The following is a 19,074-nucleotide window of genomic DNA, read 5'->3' as shown; positions in this document are numbered from 1 at the left end:
TGCTTCAAACTAGAGTAGAAAGTGAATTTTTGAGAGCAGGTGAATGTATTGGTAAAAAGAAAAGTGAAACAAAATGCGGCAATCAACAATAATAAAACTCCGAAAGAAAGCTTACCAGATGCAGAATTTGCATTAGAGTATGAAGGAGAAAATAGCGCGAAGTATGCAAATCGTAATTCAAAAAAAGGTAAACAAAAGTGAGGCGTTTTTTACAAACGCCTCACTTTTTTGTGGGATTATAAAGGTTTTTTTAATTATTTGTAAATTTAGTGTTCATTATTAGCAGAAAAATGCGAAAAAACATAGAAGTAGCAACGTATTACACAAAAACAAACAACAAACAAAAGATTAATGTTGGTTTAATACTGCTTTTACACTAGTTGTTTATATTTGAGTTGTACATAAGATTTGTAAAAGGAGAGAGAGACAGTGAAAAAAACAATCTTTAAAGCTGTAGCAACTGGAATGGTATTTTCGTTATTAATGGGGTGTGGTGCAAAGAAAGAAGAAAGTGCTGGGGCAAAAGTAAAAGATGATAAATTATCTGGATCATTAACTGTTTACACAGCAATTGAAGAAGAACTTGTACCAATTTATCTTGATTCTTTTAAAAAGAAATATCCAGATGTGAAGCTGAATATTGTTCGTGATTCAACTGGAGTTATTACAGCGAAATTGCTAGCTGAAGGAAAAAATACACAAGCAGATGTTGTATGGGGAACTGCAGCTTCAAGTCTATTAGCTTTAGATAAAAAAGATATGTTAAAAGGATACTCTCCAAAAGGAGCGGATCGCGTTTTACCGCAATTTAAAGATGATAAACAACCAGAAAAATGGGTAGGAAATACTGCATTTATGACGGGGATTGCTATAAATAAAGAAGAATTAAAGAAGAAAAATTTACCGATGCCAGAATCATACGAAGACTTAACGAAACCAGAGTATAAAGGAACGCTTGTTATGCCACATCCAGCATCTTCTGGAACAGGATTTTTAACAGTTTCTGCATGGTTACAAATTATGGGTGAAGATAAAGGCTGGGATTACATGAAGAAACTTCATGATAATATGGCAACTTATACTCATTCAGGTTCAAAACCAGCGAAATTAGCGGGTGCGGGTGAATATCCAGTTGGTGTATCGATGGTTTATAGTGCTTTGAAAGAGAAACAAAAAGGTGCACCAGTTGAAGTTGTATTGCCAAAAGAAGGATTAGGTTGGGAAGTAGAAGCGAACGCACTTATTAAAAAAGATAATGCAAAAAATGAAAAATTAGCGCAAGCATTTTTAGATTGGGCAATTACTGATGATGTAATGAAGTTATACTTCGAGAAAAATGGATTTGCGACAATTAAAAATGATTATAAACTTCCAGACGGATTCCCTAAAGATGTGACGGAAAAGTTATACAAAAAGAACGACTTTAAGTGGGCAGCAGAAAATCGTGACAAAATTTTAGAAAAATGGGAAAAAGAGTTTGGCCAAAAAGCAGAACCGAAAAAGTAAGTGAGTGGGAGAGAGAAAAAATGAGCGAATATTTATCAATTCAACACATTCAAAAACAGTTTGATGCATTTACAGCGTTAAAAGATATTTCTTTTACTGTGAAAAAAAATGAGTTTGTATGTTTATTAGGCCCAAGTGGTTGTGGGAAAACAACATTGCTTCGAATTTTAGCAGGGCTAGAAGAGGCGACAACAGGTAGTATAGCTGTGAATGGAAAAGATATTACAGCATTACCTCCTGGAAAGAGGAATTTCGGAATGGTGTTTCAATCCTATGCGTTATTTCCGAATTTAACAGCACTTGAAAACATTGAATACGGCTTAAAGACAAAAAAGTATGGAAAAGCAGAAGTAAAAGAGAAGGCGCTATCGGCGTTAGAACTAGTTGATTTACTGAATGTAAAAGATAAATATCCTGCTCAAATGTCTGGTGGACAACAGCAGCGAGTAGCACTTGCACGTGCACTCGCTCTGTCTCCGGATATTTTGTTACTCGATGAGCCGTTATCTGCTTTAGATGCAAAAGTACGTGAAAAGTTACGTAGAGAAATGCGTGATTTGCAAGAAAAAGTAGGAGTGACAACTATTATGGTCACGCATGATCAAGAAGAGGCATTAACGATGGCTGATAAAATTGTTGTAATGAATCATGCGGAAATTATGCAGATTGGCACACCAGAGGAGATTTACCAAAGGCCAGCCAATCCATTTGTGGCAGATTTTATTGGTTCTATTAATTTCTTTTCGAAAAATAACGAAGAACATGCAATTCGTCCGGAACATGTAACAGTCGTACAAAATAATGGTATGAAAACAATTGTAGAAAGCATGGAGTTTCGCGGATCTGTATACCGGACAGAAGTGCGCGTTATAGATGAGGAAACGCATCTATATAATGAGAAAATCGTTGTAGATATATTGGCATCAGAAGTAGAAAAAACAGCTATTAGGAAAGGAAAGCCGATTCAAATCTCTTTCTCAGAAAATCATATGTTGTCATATGGAAAGAAGGTTGTTGTATAGATGGAGATGTTAGAAAATTTAAAGGTAGAAAGTACGAAAAAAAAGATTAAGAGACGTATCGGTAAAGAAGAATGGATACAAAGACTATTAATTATTGGTATGATTCTTGCCTTTTTGATTATGCTTGTATTGCCACTATTACAATTGTTTACACAAGCGTTTTATGATAAAGATGGAGCTTTCATTGGTGTTGCGAATTTCAGTAAATATTTCACAACCCCAACATTAGTTCAATCATTACAAAATACGATATGGATTTCGGGCGTGACAACAATTATTGCAGTGGCACTTGCTTTCGCTTACGCCTATGCAATCGCTCGTACGAATGTATTTGGAAAGCGTGTATTTCAATATGTCGCGTTGTTACCATTATTCGCACCAACGATGATGCATGGTATCGCACTTACATATTTATTTGGTAATCAAGGATTAGTAACGAAAGGGATGTTTGGTTTATTTGAAGGCATACAAATCCCTTTATATGGACCAGTAGGAATTGTAATGGCTGAAGTCATGTATACATTTCCGCAAGCATTTCTTATATTATTAATTGCTTTCCAAGGTTCTGATTATCGTTTATACGAAGCTTCTAATATGTTGGGAGCGAGTAAAACAAAGCAATTTCTCACTGTTACTTTACCTAGTGTAAAGTATGGATTAATTAGTGCGATGTTTGTTGTGTTTACACTTAGTTTTACTGATTTTGGTGCACCAAAAATTGTTGGTGGGCAATATAATGTACTTGCTACTGATGTATACAAACAAGTAATTGGACAACAAAATATGCCGATGGGTGCAACTGTCGGAATGATTTTATTAATCCCAGCTATATTTGCGTTTGCAGTTGATCGTATTACGCAAAGAAAGCAGGCAAATTTCTTATCTTCAAAAGCAGTGCCATATAGAATAACGGCTAATAAGAAAAGAGATGTAGCCTCGTTCATATATTGTAGTGTGATTACATTTATGATTATTCTTTTATTTGTGGCAGTTGGTATTGCGGCAAGTGTGAAAGTATGGCCATATAATATGAGTTTTACATTTGAACATTTTAATTTTTCGAGTTTAACAGGAGATGGACTTGAAGCGTTTAAAAATAGTGTAATTGTATCAGCGGTAACAGCAGTTATTGGGGCAATTTTAACATTTATGTTCGCATATGCGATTGAAAAAATAAATCAGCTAAAGTTTTTCCGAAAAACAGGCTATTTTTTCTCAATTGTACCTTTAGCAATCCCAGGTCTAGTACTTGGATTGGGATACGTCTTTTTCTTTAGTCAACCAACGATTCAAATACTTGGATTATCAGTAACGAATCCGTTTCATTCTTTATATGGAACAATCGCTGTGTTAGTACTAGTCAATATCATTCATTTTTATTCTGTAACATTCGTTACGGCAACGACTGCTTTAAAGAAATTAGACCGAGAGTTTGAGCTTGTTTCGCAGTCGATGGGCATTCCGTTTTATAAAACATTCTTTAGAGTAACGGTACCAATGTGCTTACCAGCAATTTTAGAAATGGTCATGTACTATTTTGTAAATTCGATGGTAACTGTGTCAGCGGTTGTATTCTTATACGCAGCTGATTTTAAACTAGCGGCCGTATCAATCGTAAATATGGATGATGCAGGAAATGTAGCGCCAGCAGCTGCAATGAGTGTACTTATTGTTGTTACAAATATTGTAGTAAGAGTTGTATATGAATGGGGAACGAAAGCACTTCGCGACCGAACTTCACAATGGCAAAAAAGATAAAGTGAAACTTTAATCAGTGGGGGGTTCCTCCCCCACTGATTATTAGTTGAACCAATCGGGCGTTTACGGGCAGTTGATCTCCCACTTAACTTTTTTGCTCCAGCCGAATTTTGAGGGGGAAATCTTACTGCCCGTTAACGCGGGATAAATAAGAAGGGTGATGGATTGTATGAAAATAGAAGCAGTTATTTTTGATTGGGCAGGTACGACAGTTGATTACGGATGTTTTGCACCACTGGAAGTATTTATGGAGATTTTCCATAAACGCGGTGTGGTAATTACAGCAGAAGAAGCCCGTAAACCAATGGGATTATTAAAAATTGATCATGTAAGGGCGCTAACAGAAATGCCTCGTATTGCGAGTGAGTGGAATCGCGTTTTTGGACAATTACCAACAGAAACAGACATTCAGGAGATGTATGAAGAATTTGAAGAGATTCTCTTCACTATTTTACCGCGCTATGCGTCGCCAATTCATGGGGTAAAGGAAGTGATTGCTTCTTTGCGTGAAAGAGGAATTAAAATTGGTTCAACGACTGGTTATACGAGAGAGATGATGGACATTGTAGCAAAAGAAGCAGCGCTACAAGGATATAAACCTGATTTTCTTGTAACACCAGATGATGTTCCTGCTGGGCGTCCATATCCGTGGATGTGCTATAAAAATGCGATGGAACTTGGTGTATACCCGATGAATCATATGATAAAAATTGGAGACACGGTATCAGATATGAAAGAGGGAAGAAATGCTGGTATGTGGACAGTTGGTGTAATTCTTGGTAGTAGCGAACTCGGCTTAAGTGAAGAGGAAGTGGAGAATATGGATCCAGTAGAGCTTCGAGAAAAAATAGAAGTAGTTCGTAATCGCTTTGTTGAAAATGGAGCGCACTTTACGATTGAAACGATGCAAGAACTTGAAACCGTAATGGAACATATTGAGAAACAACAACTTATTATTTCATAAAAGGGGAAGAGGATCATGACTGAAAATCACTACTTATTATTAACGCCAGGACCATTAACGACAACAAAAACAGTAAAAGAAGTTATGCTATACGATTGGTGTACGTGGGATGTTGAATATAACACGATGGTGCAAGATGTAAGAGCTAAACTTGTATCGTTAGCAACGAAGGAAGAAGAGAAATATACGACTGTTCTTATGCAAGGAAGCGGTACGTTTTCAGTTGAAGCAGTAATTGGTTCTGTTATTCCTAAAAATGGAAAGTTGCTTGTTTGTACAAATGGTGCGTACGGTAAGCGAATTGTACAAATGGCAGAGATGTTACATATAGATGTGGTGGTAAGTCAAACAGAAGAGTGGGAGCCTACTAATGTTGTAGAAGTAGAAAAGATATTACAACAAGATAAAGAGATTACACATATTGCAATTGTCCATTGTGAAACAACGACAGGTATTATTAATCCAATTGTAGACGTATGTAAATTAGGGAAGAAATACGGAAAAGTAACACTAGTTGATGCAATGAGTAGTTTTGGTGGTATTGAAATAGATATCGCTGAGTTGCAAATTGACTTTCTAATTAGTAGTGCGAATAAATGTATTCAAGGGGTTCCAGGGTTCGGATTTGTTATTGCAAAGCGCGATGAATTGTTGAAATGTAAAGGGCAGGCACGTTCATTATCTTTAGATTTATACGATCAATGGGAAACGATGGAAAATCAAAATGGAAAATGGCGTTTTACATCACCTACACATGTTGTACACGCTTTTTATCAAGCACTACTTGAATTAGAAAAAGAGGGCGGAGTAAAAGCACGTTACAATCGATATGATAACAATCAAAAAGTATTAGTGAATCGAATGAGAGAAATCGGATTTAAGCCACTAGTAGATGAAAAATATCAATCGCCTATTATTACATCTTTCATTTATCCAGAAGAATGGTTTGATTTTGAGCAATTATACAATGAATTAAAGCGTGATGGATTTGTTATATATCCAGGTAAAATTTCAAAAGTAGATACATTCCGCATTGGAAATATCGGTGATGTACATGAGGCAGATATTAATCGCTTAGTTGATAGTATCGCTAAAGGAGTTGTTATAGGTTGAAAGTATTTTGCTTAGGTGGAGCAGGTAAAATTTGTCGTGAAGCAATTTTAGATTTAGTGCAATTTTCATCTTTTGAGACGATTACAGTAGCAGATTTTAACGAAGAAGAGGGGCTTAAAGTAGTAGAATGGCTCAACGATCCTCGCGTTGATTTTGTGAAAGTAGATGTAACGAATCATGAGGATACGGTTGCAAAAATGAAGGGCTATGACATTGTAATGGATGGTACAACAATTAAGTTAAATGGATTATCTACTCGATGTATTGCAGAAGCAGGTTGTCACGGTGTGAATTTAAATGGATTTGGTGAAGAAAATGATTCGCATTCTATATTTGTTCAAAACGGAAAAACATGTTTACCTGGGTTTGGTATGACGCCAGGTGTAACGCAAATGATGGCGATGTATGCGGCAAATCAGTTACATACTGTAGAGTCAGTTCGTGTAAGTCATGGTTCGTATCGTCCCATTGCTTTTTCTGCATCCATTACAGAAACAACGACATATGAATATGATCCACATTTGCCATCGCGTACAGTGTATGAAGATGGTGAGTTTAAGCAAGTGCCTCCGTTTGCGCGACCAAGAGAAATTGAATTACCGGCGCCTTATGGTAAGACAACGCAGTATATCATACCGCATTCTGAAACGATTACGTTAGCAAAAGCATTAGAAAATAAAGGCGTTAAACTAATAGAGACGAGAGGAACTTGGCCAAAGCAAAATATGCAGCTCGTACGTGCATTGTATGATTACGGTATATTGCGTAATGATCAAGTTGAAATAAATGGAAAAGAAATCGGCATAATGGATTGTATTGCGAAGTATTTATTGCAATCGAAAGAAGGACAAGAAACAGAGATTTACGGTTATGCACTTCATGTAGAAGTAATAGGTATGAAAAATAATGAGAAACAAAGACGTGTATTATATCATACACACCCGTTATCTGATGGATCTGTTGTAGGATGGGAAAAATTAAGAGCTTATACGAGAAACGTCGGTATTCCATTTGGGATTGCTACAGAGCTAATCGCAAAAGGGAATGTAAATAAAGTTGGTGTTGTGACACCCGAGGAAGCTTTTGTCAAACCACAAATTATTTTTGATGAACTAAAAAAGCGTGGTATTCATATTCACGAGGAAGTTTTCGTTGAAAAGGAAAGTTATAACTTTGTATAAGTAAGGCAGTGTATGAGGTAGAAATCAATGGGGTGAGGTTATGTCTGTAGTAGGTGAAGAAAGAAAGCGAACCATTCTTGAGAAGGTAGAGTTTAAAGGGAAGGTAAAAGTTTCAGAATTAGCGAGAGAGTTTGCTGTATCAACAGAGACGATTCGTCGTTATTTAGAAGAATTGGATCGTGAAAAGAAGTTGAAGAAAGTGTATGGTGGAGCCGTCCAACTTCCGGGAGCTGGAATAGAGGCACCAATGTTAGAACGAGAGATGCTACATATAGAAGAGAAGAAGCGAATTGGGTATAAAGCAGCAACATTTGTAGAAGATGGAGATGTTATTGCGATTGATGACGGAAGTACACCACTTCAAATGGTACCATATCTTGTACATCGCAAAAATTTAACGATTGTAACAAGTTCATTTCCAGTAGCGACACAATTAATTTCTTCTATTAATAAAAAGATGTTTCACGGTGAAGTTTTATTTATTGGTGGAAAAGTATCTCCAAAACATTCACGCGTATCAGGATCTATTTCGCAGCAAGTTATCCAGCAATTTCATTTTCATAAAGCATTTGTTTCGATTGATGGATTATTACCTGGTTTTGGAGTTTCTAGTTTTGAATTAGAAAAGGCGAAACTGTCAGAAGCGATGATGAAATTAGCAGAGAAAACATATATTTTATGTGATCATACAAAGGTAGGCGTAAAAGGAAATTACCGAATAGCAGCGTTTTCGCGCATTCAACATGTAATTTGTGATAAGAAAATGCCCTATAGTTTTGAAGAGGAAGTTAAAAGGCATAATATTCAATGGACAATTTGTTAAATACGTAGAACCCCCACCTGATTGTGAGGTGGGGGTTTTATTGCCTGCAAATAGCGGGATAAAAGATTTGTATTTATGCAAAAAAAGTGGACACATTTTCCCATCTCTTTCATATAATTTACCAATACAAAAAAAGTTGGTCGAAGGAAAGAAGGGGAAGTATGTCAGAACGGATATATAATAAACTTGTCTTGTATGCAAACATTTTGCAAAAAATTGGTGTCATCAATGAGAAGGAAAAAAATGAAATTCTTCATACGATAGGTAAAAAAGCTCTTTGAATAAAGGGCTTTTATATTTTTTACCTTTAAAAATATAAATTTAATGTAATATTCTCGTTGACATCGATAATGATATTCATTATCATTTATTTATGATTAATTGATAATGCTTATCAATTATAAAGATTATATATGATAGGGGATATTATTTTGAAAAAAAATTATATGAAGGCGCTAGTAGTAGCGACAACATTAGCAATTCCATTTGCTGCATACTCTACTCCAACGTTAGCAGCAATAAAAATTGAAGCAAACCAATCGGTAGCGGCAGCTAGTGAACGTACATACGATACTGAGATTAAAATATATAAGGATCAAAAAGATGAGCCATCTATGGTTTCTCAATATATAAAAGATCCTAAAGTAACGATTGCGGACGGGAAAAAAATTGTAACTGTAACAATGCAAGATAGCGATTATTTTCAATACCTTAGAATAGAGGATAAAAACCAACCTGGCGTATTTCATGATGTAAAAGTTTTGTCAGAAGATAAGAGGAAGAATGGAACGAAAGTGGTTCAATTTGAAATTGGCGAGTTTGAGAAGAAGCACAATATGCAAATGCATATACTTATTCCGGCTATTGGATATGATCACAAATATCAAGTTCAATTTGAAATTAAAGATCCAACTGTAGGTGACAAAGAAACAGAGAAACCAGATGATAACTCTAATTCCGGCAATACGGAGACGGATCATCCAGTTGATAATCAAAATATGATAACAGATAATAAATTAAGAGAACTTGTTAATAAAAAGGTATTTAATAGAAAAGATTTAAATACACCAATCACGAAAGAAGAGTTATTACAAGTAAAGGATTTGTTTTTAAATACGAATGAGATACTGGATTATAGTGCATTAAAATATATGCCAAATTTAAAATCTTTAACAGTTGCGAATGCGAAGATAAAAGATCCATCATTCTTTACGAGCTTAAAACAATTGAAACATTTAGCTTTACGTGGTAATGAATTTTCAGATGTAACACCAATTGTTAAGATGGATAATTTAGATTCTCTTGATTTAAGTAATAATAAAATTACGAACGTTGCACCACTAATTGAAATGAAAAATGTAAAAAGTTTATATTTATCAGGCAACCAAATAGAAGATGTAACAGCATTAGCGAAAATGGAACAACTAGATTACTTGAATTTAGCAAATAATAAAATTACGAATGTTGCGCCATTAAGCGCGTTGAAAAATGTAACATACTTAACTTTAGCAGGTAATCAAATTGAAGATATTAAACCGTTATATTCATTACCTTTAAAAGACTTAGTATTAACACGTAATAAAGTAAAAGATTTATCTGGTATTGAGCAAATGAAGACATTAGAAGAATTGTGGATCGGGAAAAATGAAATAAAAGATGTTACTCCTCTAAGTAAGATAACACAGTTAAAACAATTACACTTACCTAACAATGAGTTAAAGGATATTACTCCATTATCAAGTCTAGTAAACTTACAAAAGCTTGATTTAGAAGCGAATTATATTTCAGACTTAACACCAGCTAGCAATTTGAAAAAGTTAGTATTCTTAAGTTTTGTTGCAAATGAAATTCGTGATGTTCGACCAGTTATAGAACTAAGTAAAACAGCCTATATCAATGTTCAAAATCAAAAAGTATTTTTAGAGGAAACAGAAGTAAATAAAGAAGTAAAAGTACCTATATACGAGAAAGATGGTAAAATCTCTACAAAAATTCGTTTAAAGAGCGAAGGTGGTACGTATAGTAATGATGCAGTTAAGTGGAGTAAACCAGGTGAGAAAGTATATGAATTTGGTGTAAAAGATCCATTTGCGGATACAGGAATCTTCTTCACAGGATCTGTGATTCAAAATGTGGTAGAAAGTAAAGAAGACAATAATTCTAAAGAAGATGAAAAAGTAGAAGTAGTAGAATTTAAAGATGTACCAAAAGGACATTGGTCAGAGGAAGCAATTCATTATTTAGCGAAAGAAAATATTTTCAAGGGATATGGAAATGGACAATTTGGATTTGGGGATCGTATTACTCGTGGACAAGTTGCGTCTTTAGTACAAAGGTATTTGAAATTAGAAAATAAAGTAGAGCAGAAAGAGAGATTTACAGATACGAAAGGACATATGTTTGAGCAAGATATTGCTACAGTTGCGCAAGCTGGAATTATGCAAGGAGATGGTACTGGGGAGTTTCGTCCAGATGGAGTATTAACTCGATACGAAATGTCTGTAGTATTATATAAAGTATTTCAGCTAAAAGAAGATGAAAATAATAAAGTGAACTTTAATGATGTACCAACTGGTCATTGGGCAGAAGAATATGTGAAAGCGTTAGCGGACAATAACATATCAAAAGGTGATGGAAAAGGAAACTTTTTAGGTGATGATTTTGTAACACGTGAACAATATGCACAGTTCTTATATAACGCAATAATGAAATAAAAGATGAGAAAATACGTTATTCTTTGATTGAAAAAGAATAACGTATTTTTTATGTATAAAATGAAATAGTCAATATACAGGAGTATAGACATATGAATAGCCCTTTTTAAAGAAGAGACGTGAAACTATATTGACAAAAAGGCGTTCTCATGTGATAATTCAATTAAATTTTTAGAATAATCAAAAAATACTCCTTTTACATAGAAAGGATTCGAACATTATATGAATATTACGCCGGGGGTGACGAAATGTTATTTTTTCTAAAGAAATGGAATGAATTAAAAGATGTGAAATCTGAACTAGCACTTCGTGATTGGTTTTATGGTACAAAAATTAGCTTATCACTTTGTACGTCAAAAGAGCCGTTAACTTTTTTAGTAAACGTTGAAGGAAGAGATAAAGGGTTATTTTCAGAAGAAGATTTTATTGTTGTAAACTGTATGTGTGAACCAGTATTTGAAAATGAAGAAAAACCAGCTGCGGAATCATTTATGCATGCAGATATTTATAAAAAAAGTAGTGCAGAATGTATTTTACAAGTACAGACTGTAGATAGTCATTTAATATCAGAGTTGTATGGAGAAAAAGGGGAAGTAACATTCGATAAACGTAGCGTGGAACGTGTTTTTGGAAAAGAAGGTATAACAGAAATGACAATTCCCATTGTAGAAGATGAGAAAAAATTCGCTGATTTATTAGAAAATAATGTGCCGAATTTTAGTGAAGGTGGAGGAGTAGTTCTCGTTCATAATTATGGCATGATTGTGTGGGGAAAAACTCCAGAATACGCGAAAAAATGGTTGGAGGGTATAGAATATTTAATGAACTACCATGTAAAATTGTTAATGATAAAAGGCGCAAAGAGTTCTGTTATATGAAATGTTTGTGATTTCGTTACAAATCCACAAACGAATGAAAGCGTTTTAAAAATAATTTTACTCATAAAATATAGGTCTCCTTATTATATATAGATTACATGTTGACATGTAAGGAGGAACATATTTTGCGAGTTAAATATCATTTTCTGCCAAAACAGCAAGTAACATTTTGCAAAATGAACGATTCAGGTAAGAAGGCTCTGCAAATTATGAATGAAACGGGATTTCGAGCAATCCCTGTATTAGCAGAAGATGAAAAGAAATTCATGGGGATTATTTATAAAGTGGATCTTTTAGAAAAGAAGTGTAATGGTGGATTAGAGGAATTAAGTACGGAACATATGCTAGAAGATTCCGCTGCATTTATTTTTGAAAAGGACTCTTTTTTCAGAGCATTTTATGTTATTCGTCGTTTGCCGTTTTTAGCGGTACTAAATGATTATAATGAATTTGTTGGCATCTTAACTCATTCCAATATATTTGATGTTATTGAGGATTCATTTGGTATGCGGACGGGTGGTTATATATTAACGATTGCAACACAAGATTGTAAGGGAACGATTAAAGAACTTGGGACATTGTTGAAAGCATTTCATATCGGTGGACTATTTACGCTAGATAACGGCGATCAATATATTCGCCGCGTTATTGTCAATATAACAGATGAGTTAAATGAAAAAAGATTAAAGCAATTAATCGAAAAAATAGAGAAAAAAGGATTCAGGGTGAGTCATGTAGATTATATTTAAGATGAAAAGGAAAGGGAGCAATTTGCTATATGCAGATTGCTCTCTTTTTTAGTTTGAGTCATGAATCTTATTTTGAAACAGGAGGCGGAGATAATGCTAAATCGGATAAAAAAATAAAATCTGCATGTTCACGAATTTTAGGAATAGAGGTTTCTATAACACGTGATGTAATTTCACCTGGAGGCCCAACATGTCCGATAGCTACCATAATCGGTTTTTCTTGAAGTTTTTTAATGAGTAATTGGGCTTGTTTTGAAATATGTGCCGCTGTGTACACGTCATCAAAAAATAATTGATTTTCAATAATTGGCACTCCTAATTCTTTCCCGATTTTTGGGACGACACTCTTAGGATTTGTTTTGCTATCTAAATAAAATAAACCGTGTTTTTTACAAGCTGCAAGTATAAGTCGTACAATTCTTTCGTCTGCAGTCACTTTTGATCCCATATGATTATTCATCCCAATTGCATGTGGCACTTCTTGAATCGCTTGTTCGAGTCGATTATTTATTTCTTCGTCGCTTAAATCAGTTGTAATTGCTTTTGGTCCAAGCCATTCTTTTTTACCTTTAATCGGTTCCATTGGCATATGTATAATAACTTCGTGTCCTTTCTTATGAGCCGCTATCGCATCTTCCTTTGTGGAAGGAAGAAAAGGCATAACAGCAACAGTTAGTGGAATAGGAAGTGATAACATTTTATCAGTTCCTTTCATATTATTGCCGAAGTCATCAATGACAATAGCTACTTTATTTGTATGAGCCTTGGTCTCAACAGGAAACAAGAAAGATGGTAAAAACATAGTCAAAATAAGCAATGCAATCGTATATTTGCGCATATAACTATTTCCTTTCTATATTATCAATCACCATTATGGTTTGCGTTTTTATATAAATTAAACAAAAAATGTCGAAGAAAAGTATATGGAAAATAGGGAATCCGCTATTTAATTGGTGTTTGTAAAAAAAGAAGATGAAAAAATTGTCTATTATTGCGAATGTATTTACAAAGATAGAATAATTTGTAATAATTCTCAAAGTGAGGGTAAAGATTTGTAAATTACAGGGAGAAAATGTTGAATTTTCTGATTCTTCAAATTCAAATATGATAAGCAGTTAAAAGTTCAATGGAGAAGTGAAGTAGAGAGCATGGAAGTATAATAAGGGGGATATGAATGTTTACTGTAAAAAGGAAGTACACATTAGAAAAGCTTTCACGTGATATTCATATGAAACGTGAAGAGATGATTCAATTAGGTTTAACGAGTGGGTTAAATAGTACGGAGACGATTCAAGTGAGTCAAGAATTGGACAAGCTTATTTTACAGTACCAGTGTTATAAAGAAAAACAAACACCAAAATGGTTATCAATTATAAAGGTACCTATTTTTCAAATTGGGTATGAAGGGAAATCAAGTAATTTTTGGCGAATGCTTGTGGCTGGTTTTATGAAATAAGTATAATTACCCTTTAGGGATAAGGATAATTATACTATGTGTAACGGAATTTCGATATGAACTGTCGTTCCTTCGTTTTCTATACTGTTAATAAAAATATGCCCGTTGTACATCTCTATAATTCGTTTACATATGACAAGTCCAAGACCTGTTCCAGTATCTTTATTAGTAAAGAACGGATGAAAGAGGTGTTTTTGAATATGTTTTGGAATCCCTTTTCCAGTATCTATAATTTGCAATTGTGCGTGTGTTTCATTGTTTGTTACGAAAATAGTTAGTGTATCGCCAGAAGTCATAGCTTCAATTGCATTTTTTGTAATGTTTAAAACCACTTGTTTCATATGGTCTTTTGAGCACCGGATATGAACAGGACGGTCTGGCAAATGTAAATGGAATACAATATTATGTAGATTCGCCTCAGATTGAATAATTAATGCTACCTCATTTAGAATGGTTCTCACATCATATGTTTGTTCGATGATTGCAGTTGGCTTTCCAAGAATAAGAAATTCACTTACAATTTCATTAATTCGTTCTATTTCTTGTTCGATGATGGAAAAATAGAACTGATCTTGTTCAGCTTTATATTTCTCTTTTAATAGAGCGACGAGCCCTTTAATTCCGGTAAGTGGATTACGGATTTCGTGGGCTGTACTAGCTGCAAAAGTTCCAACTAATTCAATTTTTTGTAGTTCATTTTGTTGTCTTTCCAGTTTTGTTTGTCGTTTTAACAACATATATTGAGCGAGTAAAAATAAAATTGACATTAAAAATAAAGTAGCTATACATTCTATGGCAACCCACTGGTTTAAAGTTTTTTGATGAATAGGTAACGGAGAAACAGAGACTTTCCAATCTAATCTTTGGAGTGGAGTAGTAAGCATATTAGAATGAGCATCACTTGTTTCGTTATTATCATCGTTTAGAAAAACTACATTATACTTATCAGTTACTTCAAAATGGTATTGTGGCTTAATGGCATTTAAAGATGATGAAATGTAGTCAAAGCGTAAACTTGCTAACAATAAGCCTGAGAGCTCCTTCTGTTTATTGAAAATGGGGGAAGCAATCATAATAGCTTGATGGCCAAGAACACGATCTGTAATGACGGATGATACAGTTGTTTTCTTAGTTTGTAATGCGTTTTGAATATATTTACGATCTGAGACATCAACAGGTGGTCGGTCACCTTCCGATGCGATTGTAATGATACCTTCTGGTGTAGCGTAATATAGACCAGAAAAATGTGCATCGTTTCCATCCGTATCATGTACAATTTCTTTCATTCCATTAATATTTCCAGTCTCGGTTCCTACGACCTTTGCGAGCATTTCTAGGGCAGAAATTGCTTCGCCAAGGTGGTGATCTAAATAGTCTCTATATAAAAAGAGAACCGTATGGGCAACTTGTTTATTTTCTTGTTTCATTTTATACGAATGATATGAATAAAATGTAGCACCAATCCCTATTGTTGGTAGGATAACAAGCAATATATATATAACTATGCTGTGGAATTTGAATTTCAAATTTGGTACTCCTTCTTTTTTATTATCATTATATATAAACTATGTTAAAATTGTCATGTTTTTATTCAAGAATCATTCATAATATATTTGGGGAGAGGTAATGAATGAGTGAATACTCATTCGGAATTTATATGAAGTACTATTTTGTTCTTTTTATTACTGAGAATTTAAGTGAAGGGTTGAAAGTTGTATGACATCAAATAATGAACGAGAAGATATTTCTCAATCTTTAAAAGTATTTATTGCATTATCTCGTGTACATCGTTCTGTTATGGATACTACAAATAAGTCTATACAAAGTAACGGTTTAAATCCAACTGAGTTTGCTGTATTAGAACTGCTATATCATAAAGGCGGTCAACCACTTCAGCAAATTGGTGAGCGTATTTTAATAGCTAGTGGCAGCATTACATATGTTGTAGATAAGTTAGAGAAAAAGGGACTAGTAAAAAGAATTCCGTGTCCGAATGACAGACGTGTTATTTATGCACAATTAACTGAATCTGGAGAGAACTTTATTGCTTCTATTTTTCCAGGGCATGAGCAAGTTATTCATCAGTCTTTTGAAATGTTAACGAAAGAGGAAAAGGACGAATTACTTGATCTATTAAAAAAGATTGGAAAGTATGAAAAGTAATAATATGTTCCAAAGGAGCTTTGGATAAAGAAATCCAAAGCTTTTTTGTTTACATGTAATGATGGCAGTATATGCCATATTTTGTTGAAGAATAAGAGGAGATTTGGAAGTAAGCATTGAATTATAGTAAGGATGCATATAATGGAGAGGAGGCTCGTTCATGTCATTTAAAGACTATGAATATAAAAGGCCAAATATTGAAGAATTAAAAGAGAAGTTTACAGCTGCTTTAGAGAAGTTTGATAACGCAAAAACTGTAGAGGAACAAAAACAAGTCATTCATTCAATTAACGAAATTCGTAACGATTTTGGTACAATGGGGAATCTTTGTTACATTCGTCATTCTGTTGATACAACAGATGCTTTTTATAAGGAAGAGCAAGATTTCTTTGATGAATTCTCTCCAGTTGTACAAGGATATGGTACAAAGTATTATAATGCGTTAATTCATTCTCCATTCCGTGAAGAATTAGAAGCGTATTATGGGAAGCAATTATTTGCTCTTGCGGAGTGTGATTTAAAAACATATTCTGATGAAGTCGTGAAGGATTTACAATTAGAGAATAAATTGTCTTCACAATATACACAGTTATTAGCATCTGCAAAAATTGATTTTGCAGGAGAAGAAAGAACGTTATCACAGCTTATTCCATTTATGCAAGGGAAAGAGAGAAGTGAACGTAAAGCAGCAAGTGAGGCGTATTACGGATTTTTAGCTGAGAATGAAGAAGAGTTAGATCGTATTTATGACGAGCTTGTTAAAGTGAGAACGAAAATCGCCAAATCTTTAGGTTTCAAAAACTTTGTTGAACTTGGATATGCAAGAATGTACCGTACAGATTATAATGCGGAAATGGTAGCGAATTATCGTCAGCAAGTGCTAGATTATATCGTTCCCGTTACAACGGAATTAAGAAAACGTCAACAAGCGCGTATCGGTGTAGAGAAGTTAGCGTACTACGACGAAAACTTTGAATTTCCAACAGGTAACCCAACTCCAAAAGGAGATGCGGATTGGATTGTTAATCATGGAAAAACGATGTATAAAGAGTTATCGGCTGAAACAGATGAATTTTTCAATTTCATGTTAGATAATGATTTATTAGATTTAGTTGCGAAAAAAGGAAAAGCTGGCGGTGGATATTGTACATATATTGAGAATTATAAAGCGCCGTTTATCTTCTCGAATTTTAACGGAACGTCTGGTGATATTGACGTATTAACACATGAAGCAGGCCATGCTTTTCAAGTATATGAAAGTCGTAAATTTGAAATTCCAGAATATAATTGGCCAACATATGAAGCGTGTGAAATTCACTCTATGAGTATGGAATTCTTCACATGGCCATGGATGAAGTTATTCTTTGAAGAAGATGCAGATAAATATTATTTCTCTCACTTAAGTTCAGCACTTCTGTTTTTACCGTATGGTGTATCTGTTGATGAATATCAACATTATGTATATGAAAATCCTGAAGCATCACCAGAAGAGCGCAAGACAGCATGGCGTAATATAGAGAAAAAGTATTTACCGCATCGTGATTATGAAGATAATGATTATTTAGAGCGCGGTGGATTCTGGCAACGTCAAGGGCATATTTATAGCTCCCCGTTCTACTATATTGACTACACGTTAGCACAAATTTGCGCACTGCAATTTTGGAAACGTGCAAGAGATAATAGACAAGAGGCGTGGGAAGATTATGTGAATCTGTGCCAACAAGGTGGAAGTAAATCATTCTTGGAACTAGTAGAAGTTGCAAATTTAACATCACCATTTGCTGAAGGCTGTGTGAAAAGTGTTATTACAGAAATTGAAGCATGGCTACAAGCAATTGACGACACAAAATTGTAAAAAACATGCGCTTTTTTTCACATGTTTAACATCGACATAACGAGAAAATGATGAGATAATAAAAGAAAATTCAGAATACTAAAGAGGTGTTTCTAATAAGGAGCACCTCTTTTCACCAACAAAAGGGGGGAAAGAAGTATGCTTCAATCTAATATGGATGTGAGTTTAGAAAGTTTGGTGAACTCATTACAGTCTACCCGAAGCACGCTATTATCAGAAATTGAAATGTTAAATGATACAGAAGTGAATGTAAAGCCACGTCGTGATAAATGGAGTATTATTCAAATTTTGCATCACTTGCATTTAGTTGAACAATCTGTCACGTCTGCCCTTGCATATGCTTTACAAAAAAACGAAAGAAACACGACTCCATTTAAAGACCTCCAACTTACGCTGGATCGCACATATAAACGAGAAGCTCCTCAGCAAATGAAACCAACAGAAACGCTAATGAAAAAACAGCAAGGAATTCAATTACTAGAACATTCACGACAAGAACTATTACACACGCTTCATAGTGTTTTAGATGAAAAAGATCTATTTGAAAATGGATTAAAGCATCCTGTTTTTAATGATTTGAATTTGTATCAGTGGGTTCAATTTCTTGATTTGCATGAACAAAGACATCTTACGCAGTTAAAAGAGGCGAAACACGCAATTTTACAGCGATAATTAGAAGGAAGTGGGAGACCACTTCTTTTTCGTATGTGCATAGTTTTTCTTCTTATTTTGGAATACTACAGAAAGAAAGATAAGAAGGAGTTGAAAAGTATGTCCAAGAAAAAGAAAGAAGAAGAGCGCGCATGGAAAGCACGTAAAGAAAATCAAAAACCACATGGCAAAGTGAAAGCTTTTGCTGAATTAGTTGAAGGAACAGAAAAAACGTGATGAG

Annotated in this window: 18 protein-coding genes; 16 read left to right on the top strand and 2 right to left on the bottom strand. The window is 34.4% G+C overall.

What is annotated here, in order from left to right; genetic code table 11:
- Positions 1–48: 48 nt before the first annotated feature.
- From LMD38_RS19745 to cbpA, 11 genes are all read left to right on the top strand, one after another.
- On the top strand, positions 49–201 hold the full coding sequence (locus tag LMD38_RS19745; RefSeq protein ID WP_000240799.1) for a hypothetical protein: 153 nt from the start codon (positions 49–51) through the stop codon (positions 199–201).
- Positions 202–429: 228 nt separating this feature from the next.
- Positions 430–1,506 carry a putative 2-aminoethylphosphonate ABC transporter substrate-binding protein gene (locus LMD38_RS19740; protein ID WP_000750887.1) on the top strand — a complete coding sequence of 359 codons (1,077 nt, stop codon included), beginning with the start codon at positions 430–432 and terminating at the stop codon, positions 1,504–1,506.
- A gap of 20 nt (positions 1,507–1,526) precedes the next feature.
- Positions 1,527–2,528: a putative 2-aminoethylphosphonate ABC transporter ATP-binding protein gene (locus LMD38_RS19735; protein ID WP_000006185.1), complete on the top strand. Its 1,002-nt coding sequence runs from the start codon at positions 1,527–1,529 to the stop codon at positions 2,526–2,528.
- Positions 2,529–4,286, top strand: coding sequence for a putative 2-aminoethylphosphonate ABC transporter permease subunit (locus LMD38_RS19730; RefSeq protein WP_062821866.1), 1,758 nt, complete (start codon positions 2,529–2,531; stop codon positions 4,284–4,286). It begins immediately after the preceding gene.
- A gap of 169 nt (positions 4,287–4,455) precedes the next feature.
- Positions 4,456–5,250 carry a phosphonoacetaldehyde hydrolase gene (phnX, locus tag LMD38_RS19725; RefSeq protein ID WP_000687378.1) on the top strand — a complete coding sequence of 265 codons (795 nt, stop codon included), beginning with the start codon at positions 4,456–4,458 and terminating at the stop codon, positions 5,248–5,250.
- 15 nt (positions 5,251–5,265) lie between these two features.
- Complete coding sequence (phnW, locus tag LMD38_RS19720) at positions 5,266–6,363, top strand: 2-aminoethylphosphonate--pyruvate transaminase (RefSeq protein ID WP_061183621.1); 1,098 nt, start codon at positions 5,266–5,268, stop codon at positions 6,361–6,363.
- Positions 6,360–7,544 carry a saccharopine dehydrogenase family protein gene (locus LMD38_RS19715; RefSeq protein ID WP_000862150.1) on the top strand — a complete coding sequence of 395 codons (1,185 nt, stop codon included), beginning with the start codon at positions 6,360–6,362 and terminating at the stop codon, positions 7,542–7,544. Before phnW ends, LMD38_RS19715 begins: the two co-directional genes overlap by 4 nt.
- A gap of 40 nt (positions 7,545–7,584) precedes the next feature.
- Complete coding sequence (locus LMD38_RS19710; RefSeq protein ID WP_000117662.1) at positions 7,585–8,367, top strand: DeoR/GlpR family DNA-binding transcription regulator; 783 nt, start codon at positions 7,585–7,587, stop codon at positions 8,365–8,367.
- A 413-nt stretch (positions 8,368–8,780) separates the two neighbouring features.
- Positions 8,781–11,081 carry an NEAT domain-containing leucine-rich repeat protein gene (locus LMD38_RS19705; protein WP_073530359.1) on the top strand — a complete coding sequence of 767 codons (2,301 nt, stop codon included), beginning with the start codon at positions 8,781–8,783 and terminating at the stop codon, positions 11,079–11,081.
- Between the two features lie 248 nt (positions 11,082–11,329).
- Positions 11,330–11,959 (top strand): class II aldolase/adducin family protein, encoded by a 630-nt coding sequence (locus tag LMD38_RS19700; RefSeq protein WP_000895997.1) that lies wholly within the window; start codon positions 11,330–11,332, stop codon positions 11,957–11,959.
- A gap of 125 nt (positions 11,960–12,084) precedes the next feature.
- Complete coding sequence (gene cbpA / locus LMD38_RS19695) at positions 12,085–12,708, top strand: cyclic di-AMP binding protein CbpA (protein ID WP_001264217.1); 624 nt, start codon at positions 12,085–12,087, stop codon at positions 12,706–12,708.
- Between the two features lie 67 nt (positions 12,709–12,775).
- On the opposite strand, the gene LMD38_RS19690 is transcribed toward cbpA, so the two are convergent.
- Positions 12,776–13,546 (bottom strand): divergent polysaccharide deacetylase family protein, encoded by a 771-nt coding sequence (locus LMD38_RS19690; RefSeq protein WP_016716945.1) that lies wholly within the window; start codon positions 13,544–13,546, stop codon positions 12,776–12,778.
- Positions 13,547–13,882: 336 nt separating this feature from the next.
- On the opposite strand from LMD38_RS19690, the gene LMD38_RS19685 reads away from it, so the two are divergent.
- Positions 13,883–14,164, top strand: coding sequence for an aspartyl-phosphate phosphatase Spo0E family protein (locus LMD38_RS19685; RefSeq protein ID WP_000495540.1), 282 nt, complete (start codon positions 13,883–13,885; stop codon positions 14,162–14,164).
- A gap of 29 nt (positions 14,165–14,193) precedes the next feature.
- Here the strand turns inward: LMD38_RS19685 and LMD38_RS19680 are convergent, their stop codons facing one another.
- Positions 14,194–15,690, bottom strand: coding sequence for a DUF3149 domain-containing protein (locus LMD38_RS19680; protein ID WP_062821865.1), 1,497 nt, complete (start codon positions 15,688–15,690; stop codon positions 14,194–14,196).
- A gap of 190 nt (positions 15,691–15,880) precedes the next feature.
- On the opposite strand from LMD38_RS19680, the gene LMD38_RS19675 reads away from it, so the two are divergent.
- The 4 genes from LMD38_RS19675 (at position 15,881) to LMD38_RS19660 (ending at position 19,070) form a co-directional block, all read left to right on the top strand.
- The gene (locus tag LMD38_RS19675) at positions 15,881–16,327 is read left to right on the top strand and encodes a MarR family winged helix-turn-helix transcriptional regulator (protein WP_000203340.1); all 447 of its coding nucleotides are present in this window, start codon (positions 15,881–15,883) and stop codon (positions 16,325–16,327) included.
- Positions 16,328–16,487: 160 nt separating this feature from the next.
- Positions 16,488–18,182: a M3 family oligoendopeptidase gene (locus LMD38_RS19670; protein WP_000008561.1), complete on the top strand. Its 1,695-nt coding sequence runs from the start codon at positions 16,488–16,490 to the stop codon at positions 18,180–18,182.
- A gap of 138 nt (positions 18,183–18,320) precedes the next feature.
- Positions 18,321–18,854 carry a DinB family protein gene (locus tag LMD38_RS19665; RefSeq protein ID WP_228919932.1) on the top strand — a complete coding sequence of 178 codons (534 nt, stop codon included), beginning with the start codon at positions 18,321–18,323 and terminating at the stop codon, positions 18,852–18,854.
- A 99-nt stretch (positions 18,855–18,953) separates the two neighbouring features.
- The gene (locus LMD38_RS19660; RefSeq protein WP_000038254.1) at positions 18,954–19,070 is read left to right on the top strand and encodes a DUF6254 family protein; all 117 of its coding nucleotides are present in this window, start codon (positions 18,954–18,956) and stop codon (positions 19,068–19,070) included.
- The last annotated feature ends 4 nt before the right edge of the window (positions 19,071–19,074 follow it).

This window comes from Bacillus pacificus (genome assembly GCF_020861345.1).
GTDB lineage: Bacteria > Bacillota > Bacilli > Bacillales > Bacillaceae_G > Bacillus_A > Bacillus_A pacificus.
Note: the sequence above shows the minus strand (reverse complement) of the source record. Positions and strands in the feature narration are given on the sequence as shown.

Coding starts and splice junctions, on each gene's coding strand:
- LMD38_RS19735 (WP_000006185.1), top strand. CDS start 1,527: ATGAGCGAATATTTATCAATTCAACACATTCAAAAACAGTTTGATGCA.
- LMD38_RS19730 (WP_062821866.1), top strand. CDS start 2,529: ATGGAGATGTTAGAAAATTTAAAGGTAGAAAGTACGAAAAAAAAGATT.
- phnX (WP_000687378.1), top strand. CDS start 4,456: ATGAAAATAGAAGCAGTTATTTTTGATTGGGCAGGTACGACAGTTGAT.
- phnW (WP_061183621.1), top strand. CDS start 5,266: ATGACTGAAAATCACTACTTATTATTAACGCCAGGACCATTAACGACA.
- LMD38_RS19710 (WP_000117662.1), top strand. CDS start 7,585: ATGTCTGTAGTAGGTGAAGAAAGAAAGCGAACCATTCTTGAGAAGGTA.
- LMD38_RS19705 (WP_073530359.1), top strand. CDS start 8,781: ATGATAGGGGATATTATTTTGAAAAAAAATTATATGAAGGCGCTAGTA.
- LMD38_RS19700 (WP_000895997.1), top strand. CDS start 11,330: ATGTTATTTTTTCTAAAGAAATGGAATGAATTAAAAGATGTGAAATCT.
- LMD38_RS19690 (WP_016716945.1), bottom strand. CDS start 13,546: ATGCGCAAATATACGATTGCATTGCTTATTTTGACTATGTTTTTACCA.
- LMD38_RS19685 (WP_000495540.1), top strand. CDS start 13,883: ATGTTTACTGTAAAAAGGAAGTACACATTAGAAAAGCTTTCACGTGAT.
- LMD38_RS19675 (WP_000203340.1), top strand. CDS start 15,881: ATGACATCAAATAATGAACGAGAAGATATTTCTCAATCTTTAAAAGTA.
- LMD38_RS19670 (WP_000008561.1), top strand. CDS start 16,488: ATGTCATTTAAAGACTATGAATATAAAAGGCCAAATATTGAAGAATTA.
- LMD38_RS19665 (WP_228919932.1), top strand. CDS start 18,321: ATGCTTCAATCTAATATGGATGTGAGTTTAGAAAGTTTGGTGAACTCA.
- LMD38_RS19660 (WP_000038254.1), top strand. CDS start 18,954: ATGTCCAAGAAAAAGAAAGAAGAAGAGCGCGCATGGAAAGCACGTAAA.